Below are 25,873 nucleotides of genomic sequence, written 5' to 3'. Positions count from 1 at the left end.
TGATTAGAGTCCTACACTGTGCAGCACCTTGTCTGTGGCGCCAGCCTTACCTTTCACATAGTCGCCAGCCTTCTTTCCGTCAGCCTCCACCTGCTGTGGGTTGGCATCAAAGCGATCCATGATACGCTGGAAATCGGCAGCACCGTTGATTTCCAGTCCACCGCCGCACGCCTTGAGCTGCTGCGCTTCCTGGAATCGCTGGTTGTTGGGTCCGAAGATCACGGGCACTCCCCATACCGCAGCCTCAGGCAGGTTATGGATACCCACACCGAATCCTCCACCCACATACGCCACTTCACCGTAGTGATAGATGCTGCTGAGCAAACCGAAACAGTCGATGATAAGCACCTGTGCATCGCGCACCTCTTCAGCCGAAGCCTGTGTGTAGCGCACCGCCTTACCTTCTATTTTCGATAAAATCTGTTGCAGATGATCCTCCCCGATGACATGTGGAGCAATGATGAGTTTCCAGTCTTTATGTGCATTAAACCATGGGATGAAGATATCTTCATCGGGTTGCCAGCTCGAACCAGCCACAAATGTGCGGTGTCCGTCAGTAAATGCTTCCACCACAGGCAACTGCTTGGCAGCCTCTTTGATTTGCAGCACGCGGTCAAAACGGGTATCGCCAACCACGGTCACCTCGTTGATGCCAATCTTTGCCAACAGTTGTCGGCTGATCTCGTTCTGCACGAAGAAGTGGGTAAAGCAGTGCAGTACGCGTCCGTAGCTACGTCCATACCACTTGAAGAACACCTGTTCCGGTCTGAAGATGCTCGACACACTATATACCGGCACCTTTCTGTATTTGAGGATGTGCAGGTAGTTGTACCAAAACTCATACTTGATGAAGAATGCCATGACCGGACGTATGGTACGCAGGAAACGGCGTGCATTCATGATCGTGTCAAGGGGCAGATAGGTAATGATATCTGCGCCTTCATAGTTTTTGCGCACCTCATAGCCCGAAGGCGAGAAGAACGTCAGCAGAATCTTATATTCCGGATGTTCACGCTTCAGCTGTTCCATGAGCGGACGCCCCTGTTCAAACTCACCCAGCGATGCAGCATGAAACCATACATACTGCGCGTTAGGATCCATTTTCTCCTTGATGATGCCAATGGCCCGACGTTCTCCACGCCACATATTCCTCACCTTTTTACTGAAAAGCGAGGCTATGACCACACCAATGAGATAGATATAAATGACGATATTATACATAAATAGCGCGCCAAGTGATTAGCCCAACACTTCAATTGCCTTTTTCATACGGGCAATGGTCTCTTCCTTGCCGAGGAATGCCGATATGTCGAACATACCAGGACCCTTGCCTTCGCCGACGAGAGTGAGTCGCCAGGCATTCATGATATTGCCGAGTTTATATTCTTTTTGCTCTATCCACTCGTGTACAATCTTTTCCTGATTCTCCAATGAGAAGTCGTCGATACCCTCCAGCACATCAATCAGTTCGGTAAGCTGCTGTGCCGAATCGGCTTTCCAACGTTTCTTAGCTGTTTTCTCATCGTAGGCTGTGGGTGCTTCGAAGAAGAACGAGCAGAGGGGCCACAGTTCCTTAACAAACGAGACGCGGTCTTTCATCATCGTCACCACCTGCAGAATGCGCTCCGATGAATCGCTGACTCCATGTTCACGACAAATGGGTTCGAAGAGTGAGGCAATTTCCTCGTTGCTCTTCTTAAGGATATATTCGTGGTTGAACCATATTCCTTTCTCGTAAGCGAAGCGTGCGCCAGCCTTCGAACACTTAGTGATATCAAACAGTTTGACGAGTTCGTCGAGTGTGAACATCTCCTGTTCGGTACCGGGATTCCATCCCAACAGTGCCAAGAAATTGATAACAGCCTCTGGAAAATAGCCACTCTCGCGGTATCCCGATGATACTTCGCCAGTCTTAGGATCGTGCCATTCGAGGGGGAACACAGGGAAACCGAGGCGGTCGCCATCGCGCTTAGAGAGCTTACCCTTACCGTCTGGTTTGAGCAACAACGGCAGATGGGCAAAGCGTGGCATAGTATCTTCCCATCCAAAGGCGCGATAGAGCATGACGTGGAGCGGTGCACTGGGCAACCATTCCTCACCACGAATCACGTGAGAGATTTCCATCAGATGGTCATCCACTATGTTGGCGAGGTGATAAGTGGGCAGTTCGTCGGCACTCTTATAGAGCACTTTATCATCTACGATATCGCTCTTGACGTGTACTTCGCCACGAATCATATCGTTGACCAATATCTCCTGACCGGGTTCTACCTTGAAACGCACAACATACTGCTTGCCTTCAGCAATCAGTGCCTGCACTTCTTCGGCAGACATGGTCAGCGAGTTGCGCATCTGCTGACGGGTGTGGCAATCGTACTGGAAGTTTTGTATCTCTGCGCGCTTGGCTTCCAACTCCTGTGGAGTATCGAAGGCAATATAGGCACAGCCTCCATCGAGCAGTTGCTTCACATATTTCTTGTAGATATCGCGACGCTCGCTCTGACGGTAAGGTCCCTTATCGCCACCGAAGGAAACACCCTCGTCAAACTGGATACCCAGCCACTTAAACGATTCTATGATATACTCTTCGGCACCAGGCACGAAGCGGTTGGAATCGGTATCCTCTATACGAAACACCAATTGTCCGCCATGCTGACGGGCAAAAAGATAATTATACAATGCAGTTCGCACACCTCCGATATGAAGCGCGCCAGTAGGACTCGGAGCAAAACGCACCCTTACTTTTCTTTCTGTCATCTTACAAATAATCTTAGAAACGGATTAATACTTTGCAAAAGTACACATTTTTTTTCATATATTCATGTTTTTTTGCTTGAAAACCACATACTTTCCGTTTTTTATCGTAACTTTGCCAAAAAGTCGGAAGACAGCTTCATTATCAATAACGAAAATTATTCTGCCCGTGAAAGAAAATAACTATTGGCGCAGCTTAATGATTAGCGCAGCCCTCATCACCGTTTCCGTGCTGTTGATTGTGTGGGCCATTCCCCGCGACAGCCGCAACTATTTCTTTGCCGAACAGGGCAAACCATGGAAATATGCCGACTTCACCGCCCCCTTCGATTTCCCCGTTTATAAGTCGGAAGCCGCCATCAATGCCGAGAAAGACAGCTTGATGAAGGACTATGAGCCCTACTACAAATACGACAAGGAGACGGAGAATCGCATGATACGCAAGTTCCGCACCGATTTTGCCGACGGTATTCCAGGCCTTGGTCCTGAGTATGTCAACATGATAGTCAAGTGCCTTCACGAGCTATACCAGCAGGGCATCATGCCTTCAGCCGATTATTCAGAACTGCGCGCAGATACTGCCGCCATGATTCGCGTGGTAAGCGGCAAGGTGGCAGGAAGTATTCCTGTGGCAAGCGTCTATTCCACCAAGACCGCCTATGAGCAGCTTTTCCGCGAAGAACCCCTTGCCCTGCAGCGCCCCATCCTACAGAAATGCGACCTCAACGACTATATCACCAACAATCTTTACTTTGACCGCGAGCGCAGCGAAGCAAGCAAGAGCGACATTCTCTCCAGCATTGCACTGGCAAGCGGTGTGGTGCAGAAGGGACAGAAGGTGATTGGCCGAGGCGAAATCGTGACCGACAAGACCTACCGCATCATTGAATCGTATATGAAAGAAAACGAGCGGTTGCAGCAAGACAGCACGCAAAACCAGTTGGTACTGCTCGGACAGATCATGTATGTGGCTATCTTCATGATCACCTTTACGGTCTATATCTTTCTTTTCCGGCGCGACTATCTGGAGAAACCGCGTAGCATAGCCATGCTCTACGTATTGACGGTGGTGTTCTGTCTGCTCACAGCAATCTTTGTACGCAACACGTTCATCCACGTCTATCTGTTGCCGTATGCCATGGTGCCCATCTTTATCCGTGTGTTCCTCGACTCGCGAACGGCATTTATGGCACACATAACCATGGTACTCATCTGTGCCATCATGCTCGCCCACCCCTTCGAATTTATCGTGGTAGAGTCGGTTGCCGGTCTTACTGCCATCTGTTCGCTTCGCGAAATGACACAGCGTTCCCAGCTTTTCAAGACAGCCATCATTGCCACCGCTGCCGCCATGATTACCAATCTGGCATTCGACTGGATGCGCAACAGTTCGCTGACACAGATAGACTATAGTTCGTACAACTATCTGATGGTAAACGGTGTGACCCTGCTCTTCGCTTATCCGCTACTCTATCTGGTAGAGAAACTCTTCGGATTCACCAGCGACATCACCCTGATCGAACTCTCCAATAGCAACAACGACCTCTTGCGCCGCATGAGTGAGATAGCTCCCGGCACCTTTAACCACTCTATCCAAGTGGCAAACCTTGCTGGAGAGATTGCCAACAAGATAGGCGCCAACGCCACACTCGTGCGCACGGGCGCGCTATATCATGACATAGGTAAGTTGTCGAACCCTATCTATTTTACCGAAAACCAGACGGGTGTGGATCCCCACGACATGATCGACGACATCAAGAGCGCACAGATTATCATCAGCCACGTAACCGAAGGACAGAAAATGGCAGACCGCTACAACCTGCCTAAACCCATTCGCGACTTCATATCGACCCACCACGGACAGGGAAAAGCCAAGTTCTTCTACATCAGATACAAGAACGAACACCCCAACGAGGATGTTGACGACCTGCTCTTCACCTATCCCGGTCCCAATCCCTTCACTCGCGAACAAGCCATATTGATGATGGCTGACTCGGTAGAGGCGGCTTCACGGTCGCTCTCCGACTATACCGAACAAAACATTCGCGACTTGGTGAACCGCATTATCGACTCGCAAATGAGCGAAGGATACTTCCGCGAATGTCCTATCACCTTCAGAGATATACAGTATGCTAAAACCATACTCATCGAAAAGCTAAAGACGGTATATCATACCCGTATCAACTATCCTACGGAAAAGAAAGAGGCGAAAAAGGAATAAACGCACCCGAAATATTGCACACCCAAGGGCGTGTTTGTGCAAGAAAATACTGCACAAACGCGTCTTTTTGTGCATGTTTAGTACAAATTTTAGTTAACAAACCTTAATATCCTTGTGACATTTACGGAAAATCAGAACAATACAACTACCTTTGCAGCCAATTTTAAGATAATTTTGTTTAATTCAAAGGAATGAAAAAGAGTTTTATTACCTATGTTGTTTTCATGATGACAACTATTTGTGCGTATGCTGGAGGTCTGCTGACCAATACCAACCAGCACGCTGCCTATAACCGAATGATGAGCCGTGAGGCATCCATCGGTATCGACGGAGTATATTACAATCCTGCCGGCGTGGCATTCATGGCCGACGGACACCACCTCGCCATCAACTGGCAGTTGGCTTATCAGACCCGTCACATTGAGAACGATTATATGCTTTTCACTAATAATGTGAACAATGCCATTACCCCACGCACTTTCAAAGGTAAGGCTTTAGCTCCAGTCATCCCATCATTTCAGTATGCTTACAACAAGAACCGTTGGTCGTTGCAAGCCAACTTTGCACTGACTGGTGGCGGCGGTAAATGTACTTTCGACAACGGACTGGGTTCGTTTGAGAAGATTGTAGCCGAGACAGCCATGGGTGCTTGCCAGTTGGCAGGCGGTATCGACCAGGTGGGTGCTGCTGTAGGACAAGCCATGGGTCTGCCCATTCCCAGCCGTTTTTTCAGTTCTGACGCTGCTTTCGGAACCGATGGCAAATACAGCTACGACAGCTATATGCACGGTCGCCAGTATTACTTCGGTCTCTCTGTAGGTGCTGCATACCGTGTAAGCGACAACTTCAGCGCCTTTGCCGGTGTGCGCGGCGTATATGCCACCTGTAACTATTATGGCTATGTGCGCGACATCAAGGTTGGCGCAATGCCACTCTACCAGGTGCTCGACCCTTCAAAGCCCAACGCAGCCAATATCGAACTGAGCTGTGACCAGAGCGGACTGGGCTTCACCCCTATCCTTGCTGTGGATTACAAAACCGGCAAGTGGAACTTCGCTGCAAAGTATGAGTTCAAGACTCGTATGCGCTTGAAGAACAAGGCTGTCAACTATGCCCCAAGTATCGGTAACTTGGCAGACAATCTGAGAACTGCTTATATCCAGGCTGGTGTTCCCGAAGCTGCTGCTGACGCTATCCTTGGCAACGAACACGTTACCGCTGCCATGGGTCAGCTTAAATCACAGTTCGACCAGAAACTGGATGCAGCCATCGGAGAATATGAGGATGGCAAGAAAATTGCCGGTGATATTCCTGCCTATCTGACTATCGGTGCTGGCTACAAACCCATCGATGCACTCCGCATCAACGTAGGTTTCCACTGGTTTGACGATAAACACGCCACTTCATACAACGACCGTCAGAAACTGTTGAAGCGCGGAACACTCGAATGGAATGCCGGTGCAGAATATGATGTATGCAAGAAACTCACCGTAAGTGCTGGATGGCAGAACACCAACTACGGCATTTCCGACGAATATATGGAGGACCGTTCATTCGTAGTTAGTTCCAACTCAGTAGCTGGCGGTGCTGTGGTTCACCTCACCGACAAGATGCATCTCAACGTGGCTTACTTCCACACCTTCTATCAGCATAAGAAGGTGGAGGAGAAAATGCAGCTCACCGCTGACAAGAGCCTCAGCTACAGCAGCGATTTCACCCGCAACAACAATGTGTTTGCGCTGGGTCTCGACATCGATTTCTAATACCATTCATAACAAGCAAGTCGTTCGCGACTGTCATACTTACGCAACAAAGCCGCGGAGAATCTTCTCCACGGCTTTGTTTTTTTCGTTACATCACATCCCTACCCAACATACTTCCCTCAGCAAATCAATTTGTTTTCCTCAGCAATTCAATTTGTTTTCCTCAGCAATTCAATTTGTTTTCCTCAGCAATTCAATTGAAATTGGTCAGCAAATTCAATGAAATTGCTGAGCAAACTCAATGAATTTGGTCTGCAAACTCAATGAATTTGCAGAGCTATGTAAGTTACACAGGCTTCAAACAGCTTATTATCAGGGAATTACTGTAACATCGAAAGCATTGCAAAATGAATGGTTTTTGCGTGGCATAAACCAAATTTGAGGACGGCATTGCCATAGGTTTCTGACGGTTGAAATCATGGTTTGGAAAGTGCAACAACGATCTTTACATCCTATTGCGGATCGACATCGTAGTAGATGACAAGCGATGAATAGCGCTTGTCGCCCATCATTTGCTGTTGCACCTGCAACAAACATTGGCGCACACGAGGCAGATCAATACCCAGTTCGAGTTTCAAAACGAGTTTGCGGATATTCTGCGACTTCACTTTTGCCACTGCGGGTTTATCGGGACCAAGCACTCTGGCGCCAAACAACTGACGCAACCGCGACCCCATCTCTATAGCGGCAGTCTCTACCGTGGCATCGTAGCGATGCTTCAGAAATACATAGACCAGATGAGTGAACGGCGGATAGCGGAAGAGCTGGCGCTCTTCCACAAGGTCATGGTAGAGCGCTGTGTAGTTATGGGCCACCACTTGTCCGATGACAGGCACTTCGGTATTCTTCGTTTGTAGTATGACCAGCCCCTGATGACCTTTTCTGCCTGCACGTCCAGCCACTTGCGACATCATCATAAAGGCTTGTTCGTAAGCACGGAAATCGGGATAGTTGAGCATGGAATCGGCATTTAATATGCCCACCACGCTCACCTTGTCGAAGTCGAGTCCCTTGGTCACCATCTGCGTACCGATAAGGATGTTGGTGCGCCCGGCACCGAAATCGCTGATGATACGCTCGTAGGCATTGCGCGTTCGGGTGGTATCAAGATCCATGCGTGCAATGCGTGCTTCGGGGAAAAGGTCGCGTATCTGCTCTTCTATCTTCTCGGTTCCGAAACCACGCGAACGCAGATCTTTCGACTCACAACACGGACATCTATCAGGTATCTGATACGTATAGCCACAATAGTGACAGGTCAGCTGGTTGGTTTGGCGATGCAACGTGAGCGAAACATCACAATGCTGACACCTCGGCACCCATCCGCACTGATGACACTCCACCATCGGCGCGAAGCCACGGCGATTTTGAAAGAGTATGACCTGCTCTCCTTGTTGCAGCGCTTCACGCATGCTGGTGAGCAAAAGTGGCGAGAACGGCCCTTTCATCTCCTTGCGATGTTGCAGCCGTGCTACATCGACCACTTCGATACGCGGCAGTTGCATGCCCTGAAAACGTTGAGTCAGCGAAACAAGCCCATACTTGCCGGTCTGCGTATTGTAGTAGGTTTCCATGGATGGAGTGGCGGTGCCCAACACGGTTTTGGCACTGGTCATGTGTGCCAAGACGATGGCTGCCGATCGAGCATGGTATCGGGGAGCAGGGTCTTGCTGCTTGTAAGAGTTTTCATGTTCCTCATCGACAATGACCAAACCCAGTTTCTGAAAGGGTAAGAGCACTGCCGAGCGAGCACCGAGAATGATGTCGTAGGGATGTGATGAGAGTTGCTTCTGCCAGATTTCCACGCGCTCAGCATCCGAATATTTGGAGTGGTAGATGCCCAGGCGGTCACCAAACACGCGTTGCAGGCGTTGCATCATCTGCACCGTCAATGCTATTTCGGGCAAGAGATATAACACCTGTTGCTTGTGTTCGAGGGCTCGGCGGATGAGGTGAATATAGATTTCGGTCTTGCCACTACCTGTCACACCATGTAGCAACGTGACGGGATGGCCCATCATCTGCATCAAAAGACTGTTATAGGCAGTGGTCTGCGCTTCGGATAGCGGCGGGATGAGTTCGGGATGATAGTCACCGCCATGGTTTAAGCGCCCCACTTCCACCTCGTAGGTCTCAAGCATGCCTCGTTTTTCCAACTGGCTGATGATGGCTGAAGTGGCATGACTGCTGTTCATAAGTTCTTCGCGCGTCACCTCTGCAATAGGCGTTGACTGGGCTACCTCATCCCAATGGGAGAGAAATAGATAGGTATTGAAGGCCTCCAACTGCTTCTGTGCACGCGTCAGCATATTGATGGCCACATGGATAGAAGCCTCGTTGCGGTAGGCTGGCGTAAGTCGAATATAGGTTTCGGTCTTGGGTTTATAGCCTTCCTCGGCTTTCAAGCCGGCAGGCATGGCTGCCTTATACACATCGCCGATGGGCGACAGATAGTAATCGGCTATCCAGTGCCACAGCTTCAACTGCGACGGATTGACGATGGGGATAGGATCCATCACCTGAAGCAACGGTTTCACCTCGTAGTGTTCGGGCTTGTCGTGATGTAAACGATCGACTATGCCCACATATTTCTTATTGCGACCGAACGAAACGAGCACACGCATTCCCTCGCCTACACACATGCCTTCGGGCACGGAGTAGGTGAATGTGGCGTGCAAAGGCACGGGCAGAATGATATCGGCATAGGTCATCATCTCTGCAAAGGTAGTGCAAACCGAGCGAAATGCAAAAGGAAAACGAGTTTTTCTTTTCATTCCCGAGGTGCAGCCTACCTAAGACCTTGGGTCAAAGATAATGAAAAAAACGCAAACGCATATACTCCCCGACCGGAAATGATAGATAGAAAAGAGAAAAATGTTGGAGGCAGAGCAAGCGAGTGGTTGTTTCGGACAGTTCTTCCACGATGTCGGCTGGCCACAAGAAGCTGTCTCGTAGAGTGGTTCATGGATGGGATCAGAAACAGAAAAAGGCGGTCTCGAAGGACCGCCCGAACTATTTTGGTTGTTGCAGTTTGCTTAGAAGAAGTATGCCAGCGATACCTGCCAAGCATTGGCTTTGGCTTTGACAGTTTTCTTGTCCATACTGTCGATAGCATCACCTACAGAATCAAAATCACCGGTTTTACCGATGGCAAAGTTATAGTTGACTGAGGCTTGCAGGTGTTTCAACAGGGTAACACCTACTCCGACATTACCACTGAGGTTGCTGTCCTTAAAGCGCCAGTTGTTGACGTTATCAAGTCTTTCATCGAATGAATCGTTCTTTCCACCGATGTTGAAACCAAACTGAGGTCCGGCATAAGCGAAGATATTGGCAATATCACCAAGTCCAACGCCATAACGCAGGTTGACAGGAATCTGGATTGACTGCTGTTTCAGGGTTGTGCCCGTTCCTTTCAACTTAGCTTCACGCTGGTCGTAGAGCACAGATCCATCAACACCGAGACCTACAACCGGCAGGGTTACCTTGGCAGTAACACCGGCAAAGAAGCCAGTCTTGTTTTCTGCGGCAAGAACTTTACTGTCGTTAATCGAAAAATTGGTAAGGTTGAGACCTGCTTTCACACCGAAATCAACCTGTGCCTGTGCAGGCATTGCCCATGCCATGCAGGCGAGAGCAATCAAGGTAAACAACTTTTTCATATCTACTTTAATTTATGAATTGCGCAACAAAGATACGCATTATATCTGAGAAAGACAATATTTTTGTCGGTTTTTCATCATTTTTGCTGCATCATGTGGGTCAATGACGCTGGCGACGTACCGTCACACGGGGTTGGCGCGAACCTGCCGACGAGGAGGAACTGCGGGGTGCTGCCTTGCTTTTCACCGTGCGCACGCGGCGACTTCTTACGGTTTTTGACTTCTTGCTTTTTACGGTTTCACCCTGTTCCAATGCTTTCTTGTTGGCTGCTTCTATAGAGTCGCGCTGTGGCGTATGACCAAACACGCGGCGTTCGAAGGCTGCCAATTCCTCGTCTATCTGTTTCGCCTGACGCAAAGCTGCCTGCTGTTGCTGGTCGGCATCGGCTGTGTCGCCAAACTGCGGCATGCGTTTTCCCTGTCGCTGACCAGTCTTATAGATGGGTCCCTGATAGCAATGGAGGGTGAAATAGTCTTCGAGCGTCATGGTGGCAGCATCGTTCACCGACGATGCTGTTACCGTCTGGCGGTTGAGGAAGGGTTCCAAATCGGCATAACGCACCCAGAACAAAGGACGCTTGGATGGCATTCCGCCAAACTCGTCGTCGAGCACAATGACAGGACAGAGGGCGATGACCTTGCGACGAAACTGTGCATTGGTCTGGTCGTAGTAGGCACTTTCCTTCAGATAGTAGAGTTTGACATCGGCAGAAGGAATGTCGCTATTATCCACATGCAAGCGATTGTTTTTCTTTTCATAATAGATCTGCTGGTCGTCGAGCACGGTTTTGATAGCCACACGCGAGGAGTCGCTGAACGATTCCTGCCCATCTAATCGGTATTCGTAAATGGGAATATAACCGTTGAGTGCCAATTTGAAGATATAGGTAAAGAGGTTCAACTGGCGGTCGATGGGTTCCACGGGGTAATACAGACCGGAGTTGGCATCGGTGTCGAGGTGGATTTCGCGATAAAGGTCACGACGCCACACCACATCTTCAGGCATATCGAGCGATGTGGGATACATCAGACGGGCGCGTTGACTGATGCCTTGTTGCTGCGGAGTGGCTGTGGTTTGCTGGCGACGCGCCTTGGGTTGTGCCACTGAAGTGGTGGCGGTAATCGTCAACACCGTGGCGAGAGCGGTTATCAGGAGGATTCTCTTCATAGTCGTGGAGGTAGTTTATTGATGTATTATTTCACGATGATTTCCATCGAAGTATTCAATTTTCGGGCGATTCCATCGGGACCTACGGCGGTCACACGCGATACATAGAAGCGACGGTTGCGCTGCAAACGGCGTATCACATCCTTCTGGCGAGCAGAGAAATGTGCGCCTTGGCTTGCCACAGGAACGGCATTACCCATATTGTCGAAGAAGACGGTTTCGAAACTCTGTACACGGAAGGGCACATCGAGAATACCATCGTCGATGGCTGCGCCTATACCGTCGGTGCCTACGAGTTGGGCTTTCGACAGCGCACCACCATGGTAACGACTTCTGCCACCACCTTCGGCAGCTATATTAATATAAGGTGTGGGGTCGGGCAAACGACGCACACGGAAGGCGAAGCGCCCCATCTGTTGCGCACGACCACTGTTGGTGGAGGTGACGGTGATAGCCACTTCACTGCCAGGAGTAGTGGGCCGGGCAATATAGCGACCCGGACCGACGGGCTGCAAGGTGCCGCCTGTCATCGATGCCTGTATCTTGGTGACGGGAACACCCGGCACGGAGATGCTCAACGGATTGTTGTAACCGGCATAAAGTACATTCATCAACGAGGCGGAAACGGTGGCGGAGGGTTCTACCACCGTGTATTTTTGACTAAACTCACGGCGCACCATATCGCCACGACCGTTGGGCATCTGGATAAAACCCGATAGGGTGAAGTCGCCAGCACGGGTGGTGAGTGCCTCATAACGGCCACCGGGCAACTGAACGGGACGACCGCCGATGAAAATCTGAGGATTCTGAGTGGTATCTACTGCTGCCATCACGATGCGGGCAGAAAAGCGTTCGCCTCGCACTACAGTTTGTGATTCGGGAATGACCAATGCACTGACGCTATTCACACGCAGGTCTTTCATATCGACATTGGCCATCAGACGGTGTAAAACCTCACCTTCGGCATGGCGCACATCGTTTTGCAATTTGGTCAGCATAGTGACGGCAGCAGACACAGGCATGTGGTCGAACATATATTCCTGCCAGTTTTTGCCTACGGCACGAGCCTCGGCAGAGGGTTCGGTGGATAGGCTTTGAGCCACCATGCGCTGCTGGGCACTGTCGGGAAGAAGCGTCAGTATATACTCGCGATAGCGCACTATCGCCTGGCGAAGGGCTTCGCCACGACCCCTACCCACAGTGAGCATCACCGTTGAAGCTGCGTCGAGGTCTTCCTTCTTGCGGATGTTTAGCACATCGCCGTCGGGACCATCGGCCTCGCAGACAATGGCTTGTTTCAACTCATCAGCCAACAGATAGAGCGAATCACTCATTTGGCGTACCTGCTGTGCACACTCAAACCACTGGCGAACCTTCTGCGGATTGCGCTTCATCTGTGCTTCAAAATCGGCATAAAGTGTGCGGTTTTCATCGGTAGCGGTCTGCGCTGTGCGGCGCAAACTATCTTCTACTACCGAAAAACCTTCAAGCACTTCGGTCGATACATTAAGCGCCAGCATCGCCATGAGGATGACATACATCAGATTGATCATCTTCTGACGGGGCGATAATGGACGTTTCTTGATTGCCATAATACGGAATTATTGGGATTTGAATGGGCTATTGCATCTTGTTTTGAACGGACATGGCCTCGATCATGCGGGCATAGATGCGGTTGAGTTCGGCTATCTGAGTGGCCATGTGGCGCGTCTGTTCGTTGATACTGTCTATTGTTCCGATCTGCGTACTGGCACTCTTGAGCTGCATTTCATAGACGCGGCTGATGCTGGTCAACGTGCGGTTGAGATTCTCCAACTCGGCGGTATAACCGGCTATCTGCTCGTCGAGACCTTCTGGAATCTGTGGCGCATGCCATTGTGGAATGTTGATATCACCCGAAACAGAGATAAATCCAGACGAAGAAACGCTGCCCGACGGGGAAGACGAAGCGACGCCAGACGGAGAAGACGAAGCGGTGCCAGACAATGAAGGCACAGTGGTTGCGGAGACAGAAGATGGTTCGTTAACCGCCATATCGCTATGAGTTTTCAGTTCCATGCCATCGGCTGTCTTGTCGAACGGACGGTCGAAAGCCGACAGGAAAAATACGAAGACCTCGGTTCCCATACCTAAATAGAGAAAGATATTGGCATAGGGAAGGTGGGTCAACTTAAAGAGTGTGCCTAAAATGACTATGGCTGCACCCCAACTGTAGGCATAGTTCAGAAAGGTTTGACCGGCTACGCTGTCCATCCATTTCTGTAGTTTATAGATGATATTCAACTTGCTATATTCTGTCATGGTGTTTCGTTTTTGAGGGTGAATATGCTTATTTTTTGTTTTTCACTTTACCGCTATTGGTATTAGCCATACTGCGCACACAGCGGAAACCGATGTAACTGCGTGGCTGATTCTGATACTCAAAGGTGCGCCAGGCGGAACGGACCATCGATTCGGGGTCTTTCCAAGATCCACCTTTCACGGTCTTTTTCTTCATGCGGTAGGGATCTTCGGGTGCTGCATTGTAGCGAAGGTCGGGGTTGATATCGTTCATTTGTTCAACACCTGCCTCGGTATAGATGGTGCTGGTCCATTCGGCTACGTTGCCTGCCATATCGTAAAGTCCGTTGGAATTGGCATTATAGATGCCTGTCCGACTGGTAATGAGGTTACCGTCTTTGGTGTAATTACCGTTGTCGGGCTTGAAGTTGGCATAATAGCACCCGTTACCGGATGCCATTTCCTTATTGTCCCATGGAAATTCATTCTGGTTTTTACCACGTGCTGCATATTCCCACTCGGCTTCGGTAGGCAGACGATAGCGCTGCACATAGCGTGCTGCCTCGCCAAGACCACGCAACAGATGGGCAGTGCGCCAGGCACAGAAGGCATTGGCCTGTTCCCAAGTGACACCAACTACAGGATAGTCATTATAGGCGGCACTCGAATAGTAGAACCGCATATAGTTCTCATTGGCGGCATTGGGGAAATCGTTGACCCAACAGGTGGTGTCGGGATAGACATTGACAATATAGGTATTGAGGAAATCCCACGGACCGGTGTATTCGCGGTTGATGGTTTCTCGCACGATGCGACCTTCATCGTCGATATATGCCGTATCTTTGGATATCCAGATGCGCTCATTGGGATTGGGACGATAATCGGTATTCAACACGCGTTCTTGCGGATTGGTGCGGTATTTGCGCTTGGCTGCCTCGGCATAGTCGTATATTTCATACCGATAATTGAGTTGGCGCCAATCGATAAGTTTCTCACCCGTCACTGGATTGGTGGTGTATAGGCTTTCGAAAGCACGCTGTTCGTCCTCGTTAGGACGACGTGGCAACGGTTTTTTCCAATTGAGATGGGGAGTGACGGGATTGCCGTAACGGTCTTCTTCTATCTTATAGGTCTCATCGCCACCATAGTTTGGATCGGCTAAACGCTCGCGGATAATAGAGTCGCGGACGTAGCTGACAAACTGGCGATACATGGAATTGGTCACCTCGCGCTCGTCCATCCAGAAACTCTCCACCGAGATGTCGCGCACTGGTGTGCGTCTGCCCCATAGCGAATCTTGTTGCTCAATACCCATTTTGACATGGCCTCGCTTCACAAGGGTCATGCCGTAAGGGGTCGGTTCGGCAAAGGTGCGACCACTATGGCCAGTCACTTCGCCACCTTGAGACGAACTGATTTTGGATCCAAGACAACTGGCAGCGAGCATTGCGAAGAGTAGAAGCAACGCGGGATGATACCAGCGGATGGTGTGTCTGACGTGTGGTATGTGTCGTAGTGTATTCATATCGTTTTTTGTCTATTATGGTCTGTTGTTATATGTCTATTGTCTGTTACAGGATGCGCACACTCTGATGGCGGTTACGGCGGCGCGGTCCGATGTCAATATTGGTTTGATAGCCCACGAAGAGTTCGTGGCTGCCATTGCCAATGCCTGTTCCTGTGGTGTACATCTCATAGCTGTAACCAATGTGTACGCCGTGGAAATTTCCGCCAATCATGGCTGTTACCGAGTTGGTGGGACTATAGCCCACTCCCCCATAGAGCATCTTTTCATCGTTGGTATAACGCAAACGGGCGGTGAAATCAGCTCGCTGCGAGGTGCCATCGGTATAGGCAAGCACGCTGGGCAATATCGCCAGATGGGGATTGCGCAATCGGAAAGTGTAGCCTGCAGTGAGATAATAGATGCGATCGACCTGTAACAAGCTGCGATTACCCATCTCTACCGCTGGGGCTGTGGCGTGTAAAACAGAGACACCGGCATACCAGTTGCGGTGAAGATAATAGAGTCCGCCACTGAAATCGAAGGCTGTACCATTGACATCGGCGGTGGGTAGCGCGGGATCGCTACTGTTTTCTGCATCAAGTTCGGAGCCTTTGAAACCCTCGCTCAATACTCCTGCCTGCAAACCGAAGCGCAGATGACCTCCAAACAAGCGGCACTGCAACGCATACTGCAACGCCATGCGCTTATGGGTGAAGAGTCCTATCTCATCGTTCAACAACTGTATGCCCACGCCATGGGTCATATTGAGCAGTCGGAAAGGCATGTCGGCTGCCAGATTCATCGTACGCGGATGCTGTTCATAGCCTGCCATGCTCAACTGATAGGCTCCCGTTATATTGATCTTGGACTCCTTGCCAACGGCGGCAGGATTGAATGATGGTTCCATTGCCCAATAATGTGCAAAAGACACATCCTGCTGTGCCAACACTCGCAGTGATGCCAACAAGAATATCCATATCAGCGGTAAACGTTTCACATAGAATATAACGACTTTTCTAACGATATATTGTGTAACGATACAGAAAATCGTAAGAGAACATGAGGACACAGGTAGGCGGCACCTCTGAAATACAAAAGAAAAAAGTGTTTTTCTTTTGTATTTCAGAGGTTTGCACTACCTTTGTAGGCACAATTACTATATTAGAAAAACAAACTACTAAATTGTATGGGAATAACAACTACTACTAAAATCAATCTGCGCAATAAGCGCATCGAGATGATGATCCTACTATGTTTTGCTTTTGTCATGGCAGCAACAGCACAAAAAGGCTACAAACAGGTATTGAGGGAAACTGATCCGCAGTTCTTCCGCACTGAGGAGGCACGACGTATAGGCGACCAACTCCTACTCTACCAACGTGTGACAGGCGGATGGCCTAAGAACATTGACATGGTGAAACGCATGACAGACAAGGAACGCGAACAGGTGATGGCGGAGAAATCAAGACGCAACGACTCTACTACCGACAATGATGCCACGACCACACAAATGATTTTCTTGGCACGACTCTACCAACAAACGAAGGATGAACGATATAAAGATGCGTTCTGCAAAGGGGTGAATTATCTGCTCAGCGGGCAGTATCCCAACGGCGGATGGCCGCAGTTTTGGCCTGTAATGCGCGACTATCAGATTCATATCACCTATAACGACCATGCCATGGAACACACCATGTTGATGCTGAAAGACATGGTGGAACAGCAGGAGCCCTATCAAGGAAAACTCATCACAAAGGAGATGCGCAAGAAAATGAAAGTGGCTTTCGACAAAGGTATCGATTGTATTCTCGCTACACAAATAAGACGCGACGGTAAACCTACGGTGTGGTGTCAGCAACACGATAGGGAAACGCTGGAGCCTGCAAAAGCAAGAGCCTTCGAGTTGGCTTCGTTCTGCAGTTCGGAGAGTGCCGGACTGGTGCGTCTGCTGATGAGCCTGGATCATCCAAGTGACGAGGTCAAGACGGCTATCCACGGCGCTATGAAATGGTTTGACGACCACAAACTGACGGGAATGAGGGTGGCGCACATCGGAAAATGGGGATCGCCCTACCGCGACACACAACTGGTGGCTGACAAGAATGCACGTCCTATATGGGCTCGCTTCTATGATTTGGAATATGGTGAACCGTTTGTTTGCGACAGAGATGGTGTGCCCAGAAGACATCTCTACCAGATTGGTAGCGAACGACGCAATGGTTATGCCTGGTACACCGAAGGTCCTTCGTCACTCTATGAAGATTACAACAAATGGGCAGAACGCTACGATCCCAAACATAAGGTGGCTATCAGTCTGCAAACCAAAGGTGGAAACGAGACGGGACTACTACAGTGGTTTAGAAAGCCAAAGGCGAACATGGCAGATTTTGATGCCATTGTCAATCCCGGAGACAGCATTCAACTGGCTATTGAGAAGGCGCCACAGCAACCTACCAAACCCTATAAGATTCTGATTCGCAAGGGTACTTACCACCAAAAGGTGGTGATCGACCGACCCAACATCGTACTGGTAGGTGAAGACCGCGACAGCACAATCATCGTTTTGGCTGAAACTGCTAAAACCAATAAAATGCCGGAATATCACGGAAAGCCTACTGGCAACGGTGTGATAGTACTTCAAGAGGGAGCTGACGACTGCGTGATAAGCGGACTGACGGTATATAACAACTACGGAACAACAATAGAAAACACCACTACACACCAAATGGCTATCTTCGGAAGAGCCACCAGAACCATCGTTATCAACTCTAATGTATGGGCGGACGGTAATGATGCACTGGCTTTGTGGGCAAAGACTGACGGCATGTACTACCACGCTGACCTGTATCTGAGATGTCCCGGTGTGGATTTCCTATGCCCCAGAGGATGGTGCTACGCCACCCGTTGCCGCTTTTTGGGCGATAGCCGCGCCATCATCTGGCACGACGGACGAGGTTCGAAAGACCAGAAACTGGTTATCAAAGACTCGTATTTCGATGCTAAATCGCCTACCATACTCGGTAGATACCACCACGATTCACAGTTTTTCCTGCTCAACTGCAGACTGTCGAAACAGATTCTCGACACCAACATCTGCTATGCTTACAGCGACAAGGTGCTCGATCCGTGTCCTTGGGGACTACGCACATACTATTATAACTGCTCGCGCGAAGGAGGAAATAGCGGATGGCTTAACGATAATCTGGAGGAATCGGAAGAGAAACCACTTTTCCATGCAGTCACTGCACTATGGACTTTCAAAGAGAAATGGGATCCAGAAGCACGCATACGCGACCTCTGGAACGTATTGGCGTATTGACCTCACGACAAGAAAATGCAAGATATAAACTATTGTTCCTACATGGGACAATGTGCTGGCAAACGCCAATGACTGCACTTGAAGAGACAGCAATGATTGTACTTGGACTGTTTCATGTGTGCAACAGTGGTGGCAATGTGGTCGAAGAGTGGTCGAAAACGTAAGCAAGAAATATTCGACCACCCATATAAAGCATTGTGATATAACTGCTTATAAGCAATGGTGGTCGAGTGGCCGAATCTTTGCGACGTCGCGTGTGCGTGCGCGCGCAAAAAACAGCGGTATGGGAACCTTCTCAAGATTCACATACCGCTATGTAACAGTTTAAACTGACAGGGGGTGCCAGTAGTGTTTAATACTCGTCCTCGTTGAAAAGGAAATCTTCTTTGGTAGGATAGTCGGGCCAAATGTCTTCGATGCTCTCATAGACATCACCCTCGTCTTCTATCTCTTGCAGATTCTCCAACACTTCGAGCGGTGCGCCCGAACGGATGGCATAATCTATTAATTCATCTTTGGTTGCCGGCCATGGTGCATCTTCAAGTTTAGATGCTAATTCAAGTGTCCAATACATATTGCTTTTTTTTTTATAGGTTTTTTATTTTGCCCGCAAAAGTAACATAATTTTTCTTATTTACAAACATTCTGCCATATTTTTTCACTCTGACCGGCAATATGATTGAGTTTTTTTGCAAAAACAAACAAATAATCGCTCAATCGGTTGATATATTCAGAAACTTCGACTGATACAGTAGCCTCTTTCGCCAACTCGCAGATGCGACGTTCGGCACGTCGGCATACCGTGCGACAAACATGCGCTTGCGCTGCTTCACGGGTTCCACCTGGCAATACAAAGCCTTGACGTTCGGGCAACATCGCCATAATCTCATCAACCTGACGCTCAAGCAATGCGGTTTCGCCCTCTGGCAAATGGGCTGAGGGATAAAGCGGTGTGGTATCTTGATTGGTGGCTAAGTTAGTGCATACGTTAAACAGATTGTTCTGGATACGTTGTATCATGGCCTTATCATCGCCTTCAGGCAACAAAGCTGCTAAAAGTCCTAAGTGGGACGATAGTTCATCGACGGTGCCATAGGACTCTAAGCGGGCACATGACTTACTTACACGTTCACCTCCGACAAGTGAGGTCTGTCCACCATCACCTCTACGGGTATATACTTTTGTTATCTTCATAGACTTAAAAGGTTATTATATTTATTATAATTAGAAATTCACACGATAATGATGTTTATAGCGATGACTGTCAAAAAGCACTATGCCACAATAATAGAGGTCGTAGGTTATAGTGACCTGCTCACATTCCTTGATATGGCGCCAGCGTTCAGTATTGCGATGAATGCCTTCCACAACAAGCACCGACTCTTCATCGGCATGACGTAACAGTAGGTCGGCATCGTCCTCTATCGTAATACGCGCCAACTGAAATGTACCACGATTGCCCATTGCTTCTTGTGGATAATCGGTCAGACGCATCTTGCGACAACCTGCATGCCACCATGCCTCATACTCGTCACGCAACATCACCGATGGTTGACGCCAGTTGGCAAGTCGGAAATACAGACGTCCTAACTTGCGCTCTGTAGCATTATGAGCAAGATTGTCCAATTCGTCATAGGCATAGTAAGGCCAGTGTTCGTTGATCACATAACGTACAAAAGCGTAGTCGGTCGGCGACTGAATGCCGAAACCTCTACTGCAACCCATACGGCAGAGCCAAACCCATAACATGTTTAAACGTCCTTTCATAGTTCAGAAATTAGTATTTGGCATTATGATTGGGCCGTGACGACGCCCACTATGTGTCATTCGCTCCAAGGTTCTTCGTATCAATGGACCCATTGGCATCTCTACATTGATCTTGCCCATCTTGATGATTGGTGTCACAATAGGCTCCATAAACATCCGATGCTGAAATGGATCGTATATCTGTTGAACTCCCAAATGCATACCGACCTTGTGGTTTTCCACCGTAAAATACCCACCATAACGCGACGTTGGAACCAGTGAATAAGCGCCCATGGAGAAATAGGGATTGGTAGCGTAATATTGTCCAAAGACTGTGGCTGATAAGTTTTCAGAAAAAACATAGTGGACACTTCCACCAACACCATATTGATTATACACTCCTGTAGGCAAGAGAAATCTGTTGACATTGGTATTGGCGCTGAACGTCAACGGGCCTACATTATAATATCCTGCAGCAAATAATGAACGCGTAGAGGCCATGCCGATATAGTCAGCTAACTGCATATCTACATCAAACTTCAGATGTTCATTGACCGTCAGCGAAGGACGCATCATAGGATTTTCGTAGGCAATAGCACCCTCTCCTACTACGACTCTTGACAACATCATCACATTGTCTGTAGGATATTGAACTGGGGAAACTGCATTAGTTTCTGCTCGCACAGCACCTATGGTCTTTGGTAACGTGCGGTAAACTGCCAATGAATCATTGTGCGAAACTTCAATGGAGTCACGTCGCATAGTCTCCATTCCATTTCGCTCCGCTGTTGTTTGCGCCATTATACTATGATGCATTAAAAGCACAAACATAATCATCAGCATTCTACCTTTTCCCATTTTCATGTTCACAAAGGTAGTGCAAATCGAGCGAAATGCAAAATAAAAGTTCACTTTTATTTTCTTTTCCGAAATGCAGCCTACCTTAGACCGAAAGTCAAAGGTACGAATAAGCGAATAAAAAGCCAAATATATTTGAGTCTTTTGAGCACAAGTACCTATGAAAAGTACAATACCAATACTTTATACTGTCTTTAGTCAATTGGGTTTAAAAAGCCAATAGACTATAAGATATGCCACTATTCCTACAAGTAATACTACAAACATAATGATACACTTACTGTTTTTCTGCCCAAATTTACACATATTTCACCTAACAACAAAACTATCACTATAATTATTATGCATTGATGTTTCAATATAACATCTAAGAAACAAATATGGCCTAAGAATAAGAACTATACGTTACATAACTAACACTTTTAGTTAAATAACTAATCTTTTTAGTTTTATTAACTCAAAAAACTTGTAATAAACTAAAAGAATTAGTTAATTTGCAGCCATAAACATTAAAACAGAATAAAATGATGAAGACATTGACTAACAAAGAAGAGGAAATCATGGATCACTATTGGACACATGGGGATATGCAGATTCGCGAATTGCAAGCATGTTACGAAGATCCTAAACCACACGTGAACACATTAGCAACATTAGTAAGAATCCTTGAGGAGAAAGGATTTCTAGGGCATCGCGCCTTAACAGCACGCTGCTTCCAGTATTTCGCTAAAATCACACGCGAGGAATATCATCGTAATACGCTGATGAATGTCGTGGATAGATTCTTCGGTAAATCATACCTGAAAGCCGTTTCCGCTCTGGTTAAAGAGGAAAAAATATCGATAGAAGAACTCAAGCAATTAATTAATACGATTGAGAAAGACTGATTTCAAAGAAAAAAGACCATTCAACAAATAATATAAAACCAATGTAATATGGGAATGTTATTTCTTTATTCTATCAAATCGGGAATATGCTTAATCGCATTCTACCTATTCTATAAAATGGGCTTAAGCAGAGAAACCTTCCATGCCTTCAACCGTAAGTCAATCCTGTTGATGATGCTTATGGCTTTAATAGTACCATTGATACAAGTGGAACTGAATAAAGAAACGCCAATGACTGCGGTGACGGTAGATTTTACAGAAATGCTTGCTACGGTACAGCAACCGTTAGACTACCCGACAAAAGAACCAATTACCATGATACAACTCCTATTCTTATTATATATAATAGGTGTTGGAATATTTGCCGTGGTCTTCCTGTTGTCTCTATGGAAACTGCGATTCATATTGCGCAGCGGAACAAAAACAGACAATGCACATGGGGAACATCTGGTAGTAATAGACCGCGATATCGCTCCTTTCAGTTGGTTCAACTATATCGTTGTAGCACGGAAAGACTATCAAGATCACCCTATGGAAATTCTAACACACGAAAGAGCACACATAGCTCATCACCATAGTGTAGATATATTATTGTGCAACATCATGCTGATTTTTCAATGGTACAACCCTGCAGCGTGGCTACTAAGACGCGAGCTACAGGAGGTTCATGAATACGAAGCAGACGAAGCTGTACTCGCAGAAGGTGTAGATGCACGCAATTACCAACTGTTGCTGGTGATGAAGGCTGTGGGAGAAGATAGATTTGCGTTAGCTAACAATTTTAATCATAATTCACTAAAAAAACGTATCACAATGATGAAAATGCAGAAATCGAATGGATGGAAACGTGCCAAACTGCTTTTGGCACTTCCTTTAACAGCAATAGCTGTTGTGGCTTTTGCCAACGAAAGTGTAGAATCAATGGCCGAGAAAATTGTTACTGAGAGTAATAATGCAGCGGTGGCAGTAGAAAACAATTTGCCTGTGCAACAAAATAACAAACCAGTAAAGAAGAAAAAAGCGCCCAAAAAAGAAAGCAAGAAGAAAGTCTATGACATCGTAGAACAGATGCCTTCATTCCCAGGAGGACCGAAAGCATTATATGAATACATCGGGAGTAATGTGAAATATCCAGCAGAGGCAACTGCTACCAATAAGAGCGGCAGAGTCATTGTAGCCTTTGTGGTAGATAAAAATGGTAATATTATAGAGCCAACCATTATAAGGAGCGTTTGCGAGCCCCTCGATAAGGAAGCGCTACGAGTAATAAAGGAAATGCCAAAATGGACACCAGGTAAACAGAACGGTAAAGCAGTAGATGTGAAATATGTAATACCCGTCTCATTCAACATAGGCACTATAACACCCAAACCAAATTCTGCTGCAAATAAAGAAGAGAATAAACAACCCAACACTACTTTGTACATAGTTGATGGTAAACGAATAGACAACATCAACACACTTAAACCAGATCAGATATCAAGCCTGCAAATCTTCAAAGACGCAGAAAATATAAAGAAGTACAGTGGTGATGAGAATACTGAAAACGTAATTGTAGTAACAACAAAGAAAAAGGAAAATCTCAATTAATATAATTCATCCTCTTGAAAAAGAGCGTAAGCGCACAGACTGTGAAGCCGGTGCGCTTTGGCGATTTCGGTGATACGTATGATATACAAAACATTTTTATATTCTGTCTGATTCCGCCATATCTTCAATATGTCTCATCGCTTACTCAATAGGAATTCGTCTATTCTTCGATTATTCTTCTACCGACTTGGATTATTCTTCAATAGAAAAGCAAACTCATGATAAGACACTTTAATACTAAATCAATCATCAGAGGCAATATAAAACTGAAAGTTTTACCGTTTTTTCGCAAATAATTTCTTATAAACACCCATTTGACACTGCTATAAAAAGGACAGAATTAGCCATTTTTCGTTATATCCATACTGCTTTATACTTTTTTAAGAGTTTTTTCGTGCTTCGTATGAAAATAAACTTTAACTTTGCAGCATTAAATTTATAAGGTCTATGCAAAAATTCTTTTTTTTATTGCTACCTTTGTTTGTAGCACATCTGTTCTCTTGTTCATCAGAGGACAACAACACAGTAGTGACAGAACCTGTCTCAGTAAAAGTCAGTTTTTCTGGATTTGATTTTTCAGTAGTTCCTGACCAAAATTTCGCAACGTCACGTGCAAGTGCTGCAGAAGCACAAGTGACCTGTATCGCATTTAAGGTTTTCGACGAAAACAACAAAGAGTTTTATGCAGAAAGGAAAACGAAAGGAACAAACGAGAACTTCGATCAGATTAATTGCGAACTTCCAGCTGGAAAATACACTTTCGTAGCTGTGGCACACAAGGCTAAAACTCCAAGTAACGGAGCTGCAGACATCGCATCTCCAGATAAAGCGGTCATCAATGATATCATACTCTACAAGAGTACCTATGCAACAACGATGTCTGTTGATATTACCAGAGGTGAACCTAAAGAGGTTACTATGAACTTTGGCAAACGCATCACAGCATCTTTCTCACTTTATATATCAGACCCCTACCCTGAAGAAGTAGATGAAGTGGAAATCATCATCGACCCAGATCAGAATGTAGGTACTCCAAACCAATACACTTTCAATCCATCTACTGGATTTAGTTTTGCAAAACAATCATACACAACTAATTTCTACAAGAAGAATACGCCAAACAATTCATTCATAGACGGTCCAATGATTTCATGTTTTCTGACAGCAACAGAACAAGTTGTCAATGTAAAGGTCAATATGAAGGATAGTTCTGGCAAACTGATTCGCACGCGTACATTTAATGCGGTAACGCTGAAACAAAATTGTACGACCAAAGCAACAGGGTACTTCTTTACCAATTCTGTCAGTAATGGATACACATTCGACACGACTGACGATGAGGAGCTATCATACGCATTCTAACAAATATTGTTTATAGGTTTAATCATTTCAGAACGTCCATTACTCCATCTATAGTAAAAGCAATTATTAAGATAAAGACCATCACTATATTTATTATAGTGGTGGTCTTTCTTTAAAGCCTTACTAACTCTCATGCACCAGAACATATAACCGCACTAGGATACCACTCCGGATTGACACGGAGTGTTTAATCTACTCCATAATTTGCAGTAAAGCGTTACAGATAACAGTATAACGGTTTTTGAAAACCGCACACGGATGGTAAGGAATGTCACGAATTTATTGCATTGACAGCTTCCTATGCGATTTTGATTTCTGAGCTTTTAGTTGAGATGTAAGGTCAAGGTTACGGTTGTAGATGCTACGGATTTTAGTTTTGTCTTTACAAGACGTGGTTGGGGTATGCTGCATAATGTCCTCAGGGCGTAGTCCTGGGCTGTGGAAACCATTGGGCTTTAAGCCCGCCTTTGCTTGTGTATCGAAATCGTGAACATAATCTTCAACTATTTCGTGTACTCTGTGTGTTCCGTGGATCCGTGTACTGTGTGTTCCGTGGATCCGTAAAGGGAGGAAACGAAAAAAAGCACCTTGCTTCATTGCTGAAACAAGGTGCTTTGTAAAAGATGGCGGCCTCCTACTCTCCCGCATTGCATTGCAGTACCATCGGCGCAAGTGGGCTTAACTTCTCTGTTCGGAATGGGAAGAGGTGGAACCCCACCGCAATAGCCACCTGATAATTCTCTCAGCCGTATCACA

Annotated in this window: 19 protein-coding genes and 1 rRNA gene; 6 read left to right on the top strand and 14 right to left on the bottom strand. The window is 47.1% G+C overall.

Translation table 11 applies throughout. The features are described 5' to 3' along the window. Positions 1-3 precede the first annotated feature (3 nt). Positions 4-1,221 (bottom strand): 3-deoxy-D-manno-octulosonic acid transferase, encoded by a 1,218-nt coding sequence (locus tag CIK93_RS05155; RefSeq protein WP_094434368.1) that lies wholly within the window; start codon positions 1,219-1,221, stop codon positions 4-6. Between the two features lie 18 nt (positions 1,222-1,239). Further along, positions 1,240-2,757, bottom strand: a complete 1,518-nt coding sequence (gene gltX / locus CIK93_RS05150; protein WP_094446780.1) for a glutamate--tRNA ligase — start codon at positions 2,755-2,757, stop codon at positions 1,240-1,242. A gap of 166 nt (positions 2,758-2,923) precedes the next feature. Here gltX and CIK93_RS05145 point away from each other — a divergent pair, with 166 nt between their 5' ends. Together CIK93_RS05145 and CIK93_RS05140 are read left to right on the top strand one after the other, a co-directional pair. Continuing rightward, complete coding sequence (locus CIK93_RS05145; RefSeq protein WP_371327178.1) at positions 2,924-4,975, top strand: HD family phosphohydrolase; 2,052 nt, start codon at positions 2,924-2,926, stop codon at positions 4,973-4,975. Between the two features lie 191 nt (positions 4,976-5,166). Then, a complete protein-coding gene (locus CIK93_RS05140; RefSeq protein WP_094446778.1) occupies positions 5,167-6,738 on the top strand; it encodes an OmpP1/FadL family transporter in 1,572 nt (523 codons plus the stop codon). Positions 6,739-7,190: 452 nt separating this feature from the next. Here CIK93_RS05140 and priA read toward each other — a convergent pair whose 3' ends face one another. The 7 genes from priA to CIK93_RS05105 form a co-directional block, all read right to left on the bottom strand. Next, entirely contained in the window at positions 7,191-9,449 is a 2,259-nt protein-coding gene (priA, locus tag CIK93_RS05135; RefSeq protein ID WP_094446813.1) for a primosomal protein N', read from the bottom strand. A gap of 324 nt (positions 9,450-9,773) precedes the next feature. Continuing rightward, entirely contained in the window at positions 9,774-10,400 is a 627-nt protein-coding gene (locus CIK93_RS05130; protein WP_094446777.1) for a porin family protein, read from the bottom strand. Between the two features lie 100 nt (positions 10,401-10,500). Further along, entirely contained in the window at positions 10,501-11,568 is a 1,068-nt protein-coding gene (gene gldN / locus CIK93_RS05125; protein WP_094391113.1) for a gliding motility protein GldN, read from the bottom strand. Between the two features lie 26 nt (positions 11,569-11,594). Then, positions 11,595-13,160, bottom strand: coding sequence for a gliding motility protein GldM (gene gldM / locus CIK93_RS05120; protein ID WP_094391112.1), 1,566 nt, complete (start codon positions 13,158-13,160; stop codon positions 11,595-11,597). 28 nt (positions 13,161-13,188) lie between these two features. Then, positions 13,189-13,869, bottom strand: a complete 681-nt coding sequence (gldL, locus tag CIK93_RS05115; protein WP_094446776.1) for a gliding motility protein GldL — start codon at positions 13,867-13,869, stop codon at positions 13,189-13,191. Between the two features lie 28 nt (positions 13,870-13,897). Beyond that, on the bottom strand, positions 13,898-15,295 hold the full coding sequence (locus CIK93_RS05110; protein ID WP_173815120.1) for an SUMF1/EgtB/PvdO family nonheme iron enzyme: 1,398 nt from the start codon (positions 15,293-15,295) through the stop codon (positions 13,898-13,900). 124 nt (positions 15,296-15,419) lie between these two features. Continuing rightward, a complete protein-coding gene (locus CIK93_RS05105) occupies positions 15,420-16,352 on the bottom strand; it encodes a type IX secretion system membrane protein PorP/SprF (RefSeq protein ID WP_254046743.1) in 933 nt (310 codons plus the stop codon). A gap of 219 nt (positions 16,353-16,571) precedes the next feature. Between CIK93_RS05105 and pelA the strand changes: the two genes are divergently transcribed. Continuing rightward, positions 16,572-18,674 carry a pectate lyase gene (pelA, locus tag CIK93_RS05100; protein ID WP_094446811.1) on the top strand — a complete coding sequence of 701 codons (2,103 nt, stop codon included), beginning with the start codon at positions 16,572-16,574 and terminating at the stop codon, positions 18,672-18,674. A 352-nt stretch (positions 18,675-19,026) separates the two neighbouring features. Here the strand turns inward: pelA and CIK93_RS05095 are convergent, their stop codons facing one another. Genes CIK93_RS05095 through CIK93_RS05080 form a run of 4 tightly spaced genes read right to left on the bottom strand, consistent with a single transcriptional unit; the run spans position 19,027 to position 21,191 of the window. Further along, positions 19,027-19,248, bottom strand: a complete 222-nt coding sequence (locus CIK93_RS05095; RefSeq protein ID WP_021852076.1) for a DUF2795 domain-containing protein — start codon at positions 19,246-19,248, stop codon at positions 19,027-19,029. A gap of 56 nt (positions 19,249-19,304) precedes the next feature. Beyond that, the gene (locus tag CIK93_RS05090; protein WP_094391626.1) at positions 19,305-19,868 is read right to left on the bottom strand and encodes a cob(I)yrinic acid a,c-diamide adenosyltransferase; all 564 of its coding nucleotides are present in this window, start codon (positions 19,866-19,868) and stop codon (positions 19,305-19,307) included. A gap of 30 nt (positions 19,869-19,898) precedes the next feature. After that, the gene (locus CIK93_RS05085; protein ID WP_144007187.1) at positions 19,899-20,441 is read right to left on the bottom strand and encodes a hypothetical protein; all 543 of its coding nucleotides are present in this window, start codon (positions 20,439-20,441) and stop codon (positions 19,899-19,901) included. 3 nt (positions 20,442-20,444) lie between these two features. Further along, the gene (locus CIK93_RS05080) at positions 20,445-21,191 is read right to left on the bottom strand and encodes a hypothetical protein (protein ID WP_144007574.1); all 747 of its coding nucleotides are present in this window, start codon (positions 21,189-21,191) and stop codon (positions 20,445-20,447) included. A gap of 611 nt (positions 21,192-21,802) precedes the next feature. Here CIK93_RS05080 and CIK93_RS05075 point away from each other — a divergent pair. From CIK93_RS05075 to CIK93_RS05065, 3 genes are all read left to right on the top strand, one after another. After that, entirely contained in the window at positions 21,803-22,165 is a 363-nt protein-coding gene (locus CIK93_RS05075; RefSeq protein ID WP_371327190.1) for a BlaI/MecI/CopY family transcriptional regulator, read from the top strand. Positions 22,166-22,213: 48 nt separating this feature from the next. Then, complete coding sequence (locus CIK93_RS05070) at positions 22,214-23,755, top strand: M56 family metallopeptidase (RefSeq protein ID WP_094446774.1); 1,542 nt, start codon at positions 22,214-22,216, stop codon at positions 23,753-23,755. A gap of 447 nt (positions 23,756-24,202) precedes the next feature. Next, the gene (locus CIK93_RS05065) at positions 24,203-25,117 is read left to right on the top strand and encodes a FimB/Mfa2 family fimbrial subunit (protein ID WP_094446773.1); all 915 of its coding nucleotides are present in this window, start codon (positions 24,203-24,205) and stop codon (positions 25,115-25,117) included. Positions 25,118-25,738: 621 nt separating this feature from the next. Here the strand turns inward: CIK93_RS05065 and rrf are convergent. Further along, positions 25,739-25,851: ribosomal RNA gene (gene rrf / locus CIK93_RS05055) — 5S ribosomal RNA — on the bottom strand. Between the last annotated feature and the right edge of the window lie 22 nt (positions 25,852-25,873).

The organism is Prevotella sp. P3-92, from assembly GCF_002251205.1.
In the GTDB taxonomy this organism is placed as follows: domain Bacteria; phylum Bacteroidota; class Bacteroidia; order Bacteroidales; family Bacteroidaceae; genus Prevotella.
Note: the sequence above shows the minus strand (reverse complement) of the source record. Positions and strands in the feature narration are given on the sequence as shown.

Bases quoted from the DNA above. Each gene is read 5' to 3' on its own strand.
- CIK93_RS05155 (WP_094434368.1), bottom strand. From the start codon at position 1,221: ATGTATAATATCGTCATTTATATCTATCTCATTGGTGTGGTCATAGCC.
- gltX (WP_094446780.1), bottom strand. From the start codon at position 2,757: ATGACAGAAAGAAAAGTAAGGGTGCGTTTTGCTCCGAGTCCTACTGGC.
- CIK93_RS05140 (WP_094446778.1), top strand. From the start codon at position 5,167: ATGAAAAAGAGTTTTATTACCTATGTTGTTTTCATGATGACAACTATT.
- priA (WP_094446813.1), bottom strand. From the start codon at position 9,449: ATGACCTATGCCGATATCATTCTGCCCGTGCCTTTGCACGCCACATTC.
- CIK93_RS05130 (WP_094446777.1), bottom strand. From the start codon at position 10,400: ATGAAAAAGTTGTTTACCTTGATTGCTCTCGCCTGCATGGCATGGGCA.
- gldN (WP_094391113.1), bottom strand. From the start codon at position 11,568: ATGAAGAGAATCCTCCTGATAACCGCTCTCGCCACGGTGTTGACGATT.
- gldM (WP_094391112.1), bottom strand. From the start codon at position 13,160: ATGGCAATCAAGAAACGTCCATTATCGCCCCGTCAGAAGATGATCAAT.
- gldL (WP_094446776.1), bottom strand. From the start codon at position 13,869: ATGACAGAATATAGCAAGTTGAATATCATCTATAAACTACAGAAATGG.
- CIK93_RS05110 (WP_173815120.1), bottom strand. From the start codon at position 15,295: ATGCTCGCTGCCAGTTGTCTTGGATCCAAAATCAGTTCGTCTCAAGGT.
- CIK93_RS05095 (WP_021852076.1), bottom strand. From the start codon at position 19,248: ATGTATTGGACACTTGAATTAGCATCTAAACTTGAAGATGCACCATGG.
- CIK93_RS05090 (WP_094391626.1), bottom strand. From the start codon at position 19,868: ATGAAGATAACAAAAGTATATACCCGTAGAGGTGATGGTGGACAGACC.
- CIK93_RS05085 (WP_144007187.1), bottom strand. From the start codon at position 20,441: ATGAAAGGACGTTTAAACATGTTATGGGTTTGGCTCTGCCGTATGGGT.
- CIK93_RS05080 (WP_144007574.1), bottom strand. From the start codon at position 21,191: ATGGAGACTATGCGACGTGACTCCATTGAAGTTTCGCACAATGATTCA.
- CIK93_RS05075 (WP_371327190.1), top strand. From the start codon at position 21,803: ATGATGAAGACATTGACTAACAAAGAAGAGGAAATCATGGATCACTAT.
- CIK93_RS05070 (WP_094446774.1), top strand. From the start codon at position 22,214: ATGGGAATGTTATTTCTTTATTCTATCAAATCGGGAATATGCTTAATC.
- CIK93_RS05065 (WP_094446773.1), top strand. From the start codon at position 24,203: ATGCAAAAATTCTTTTTTTTATTGCTACCTTTGTTTGTAGCACATCTG.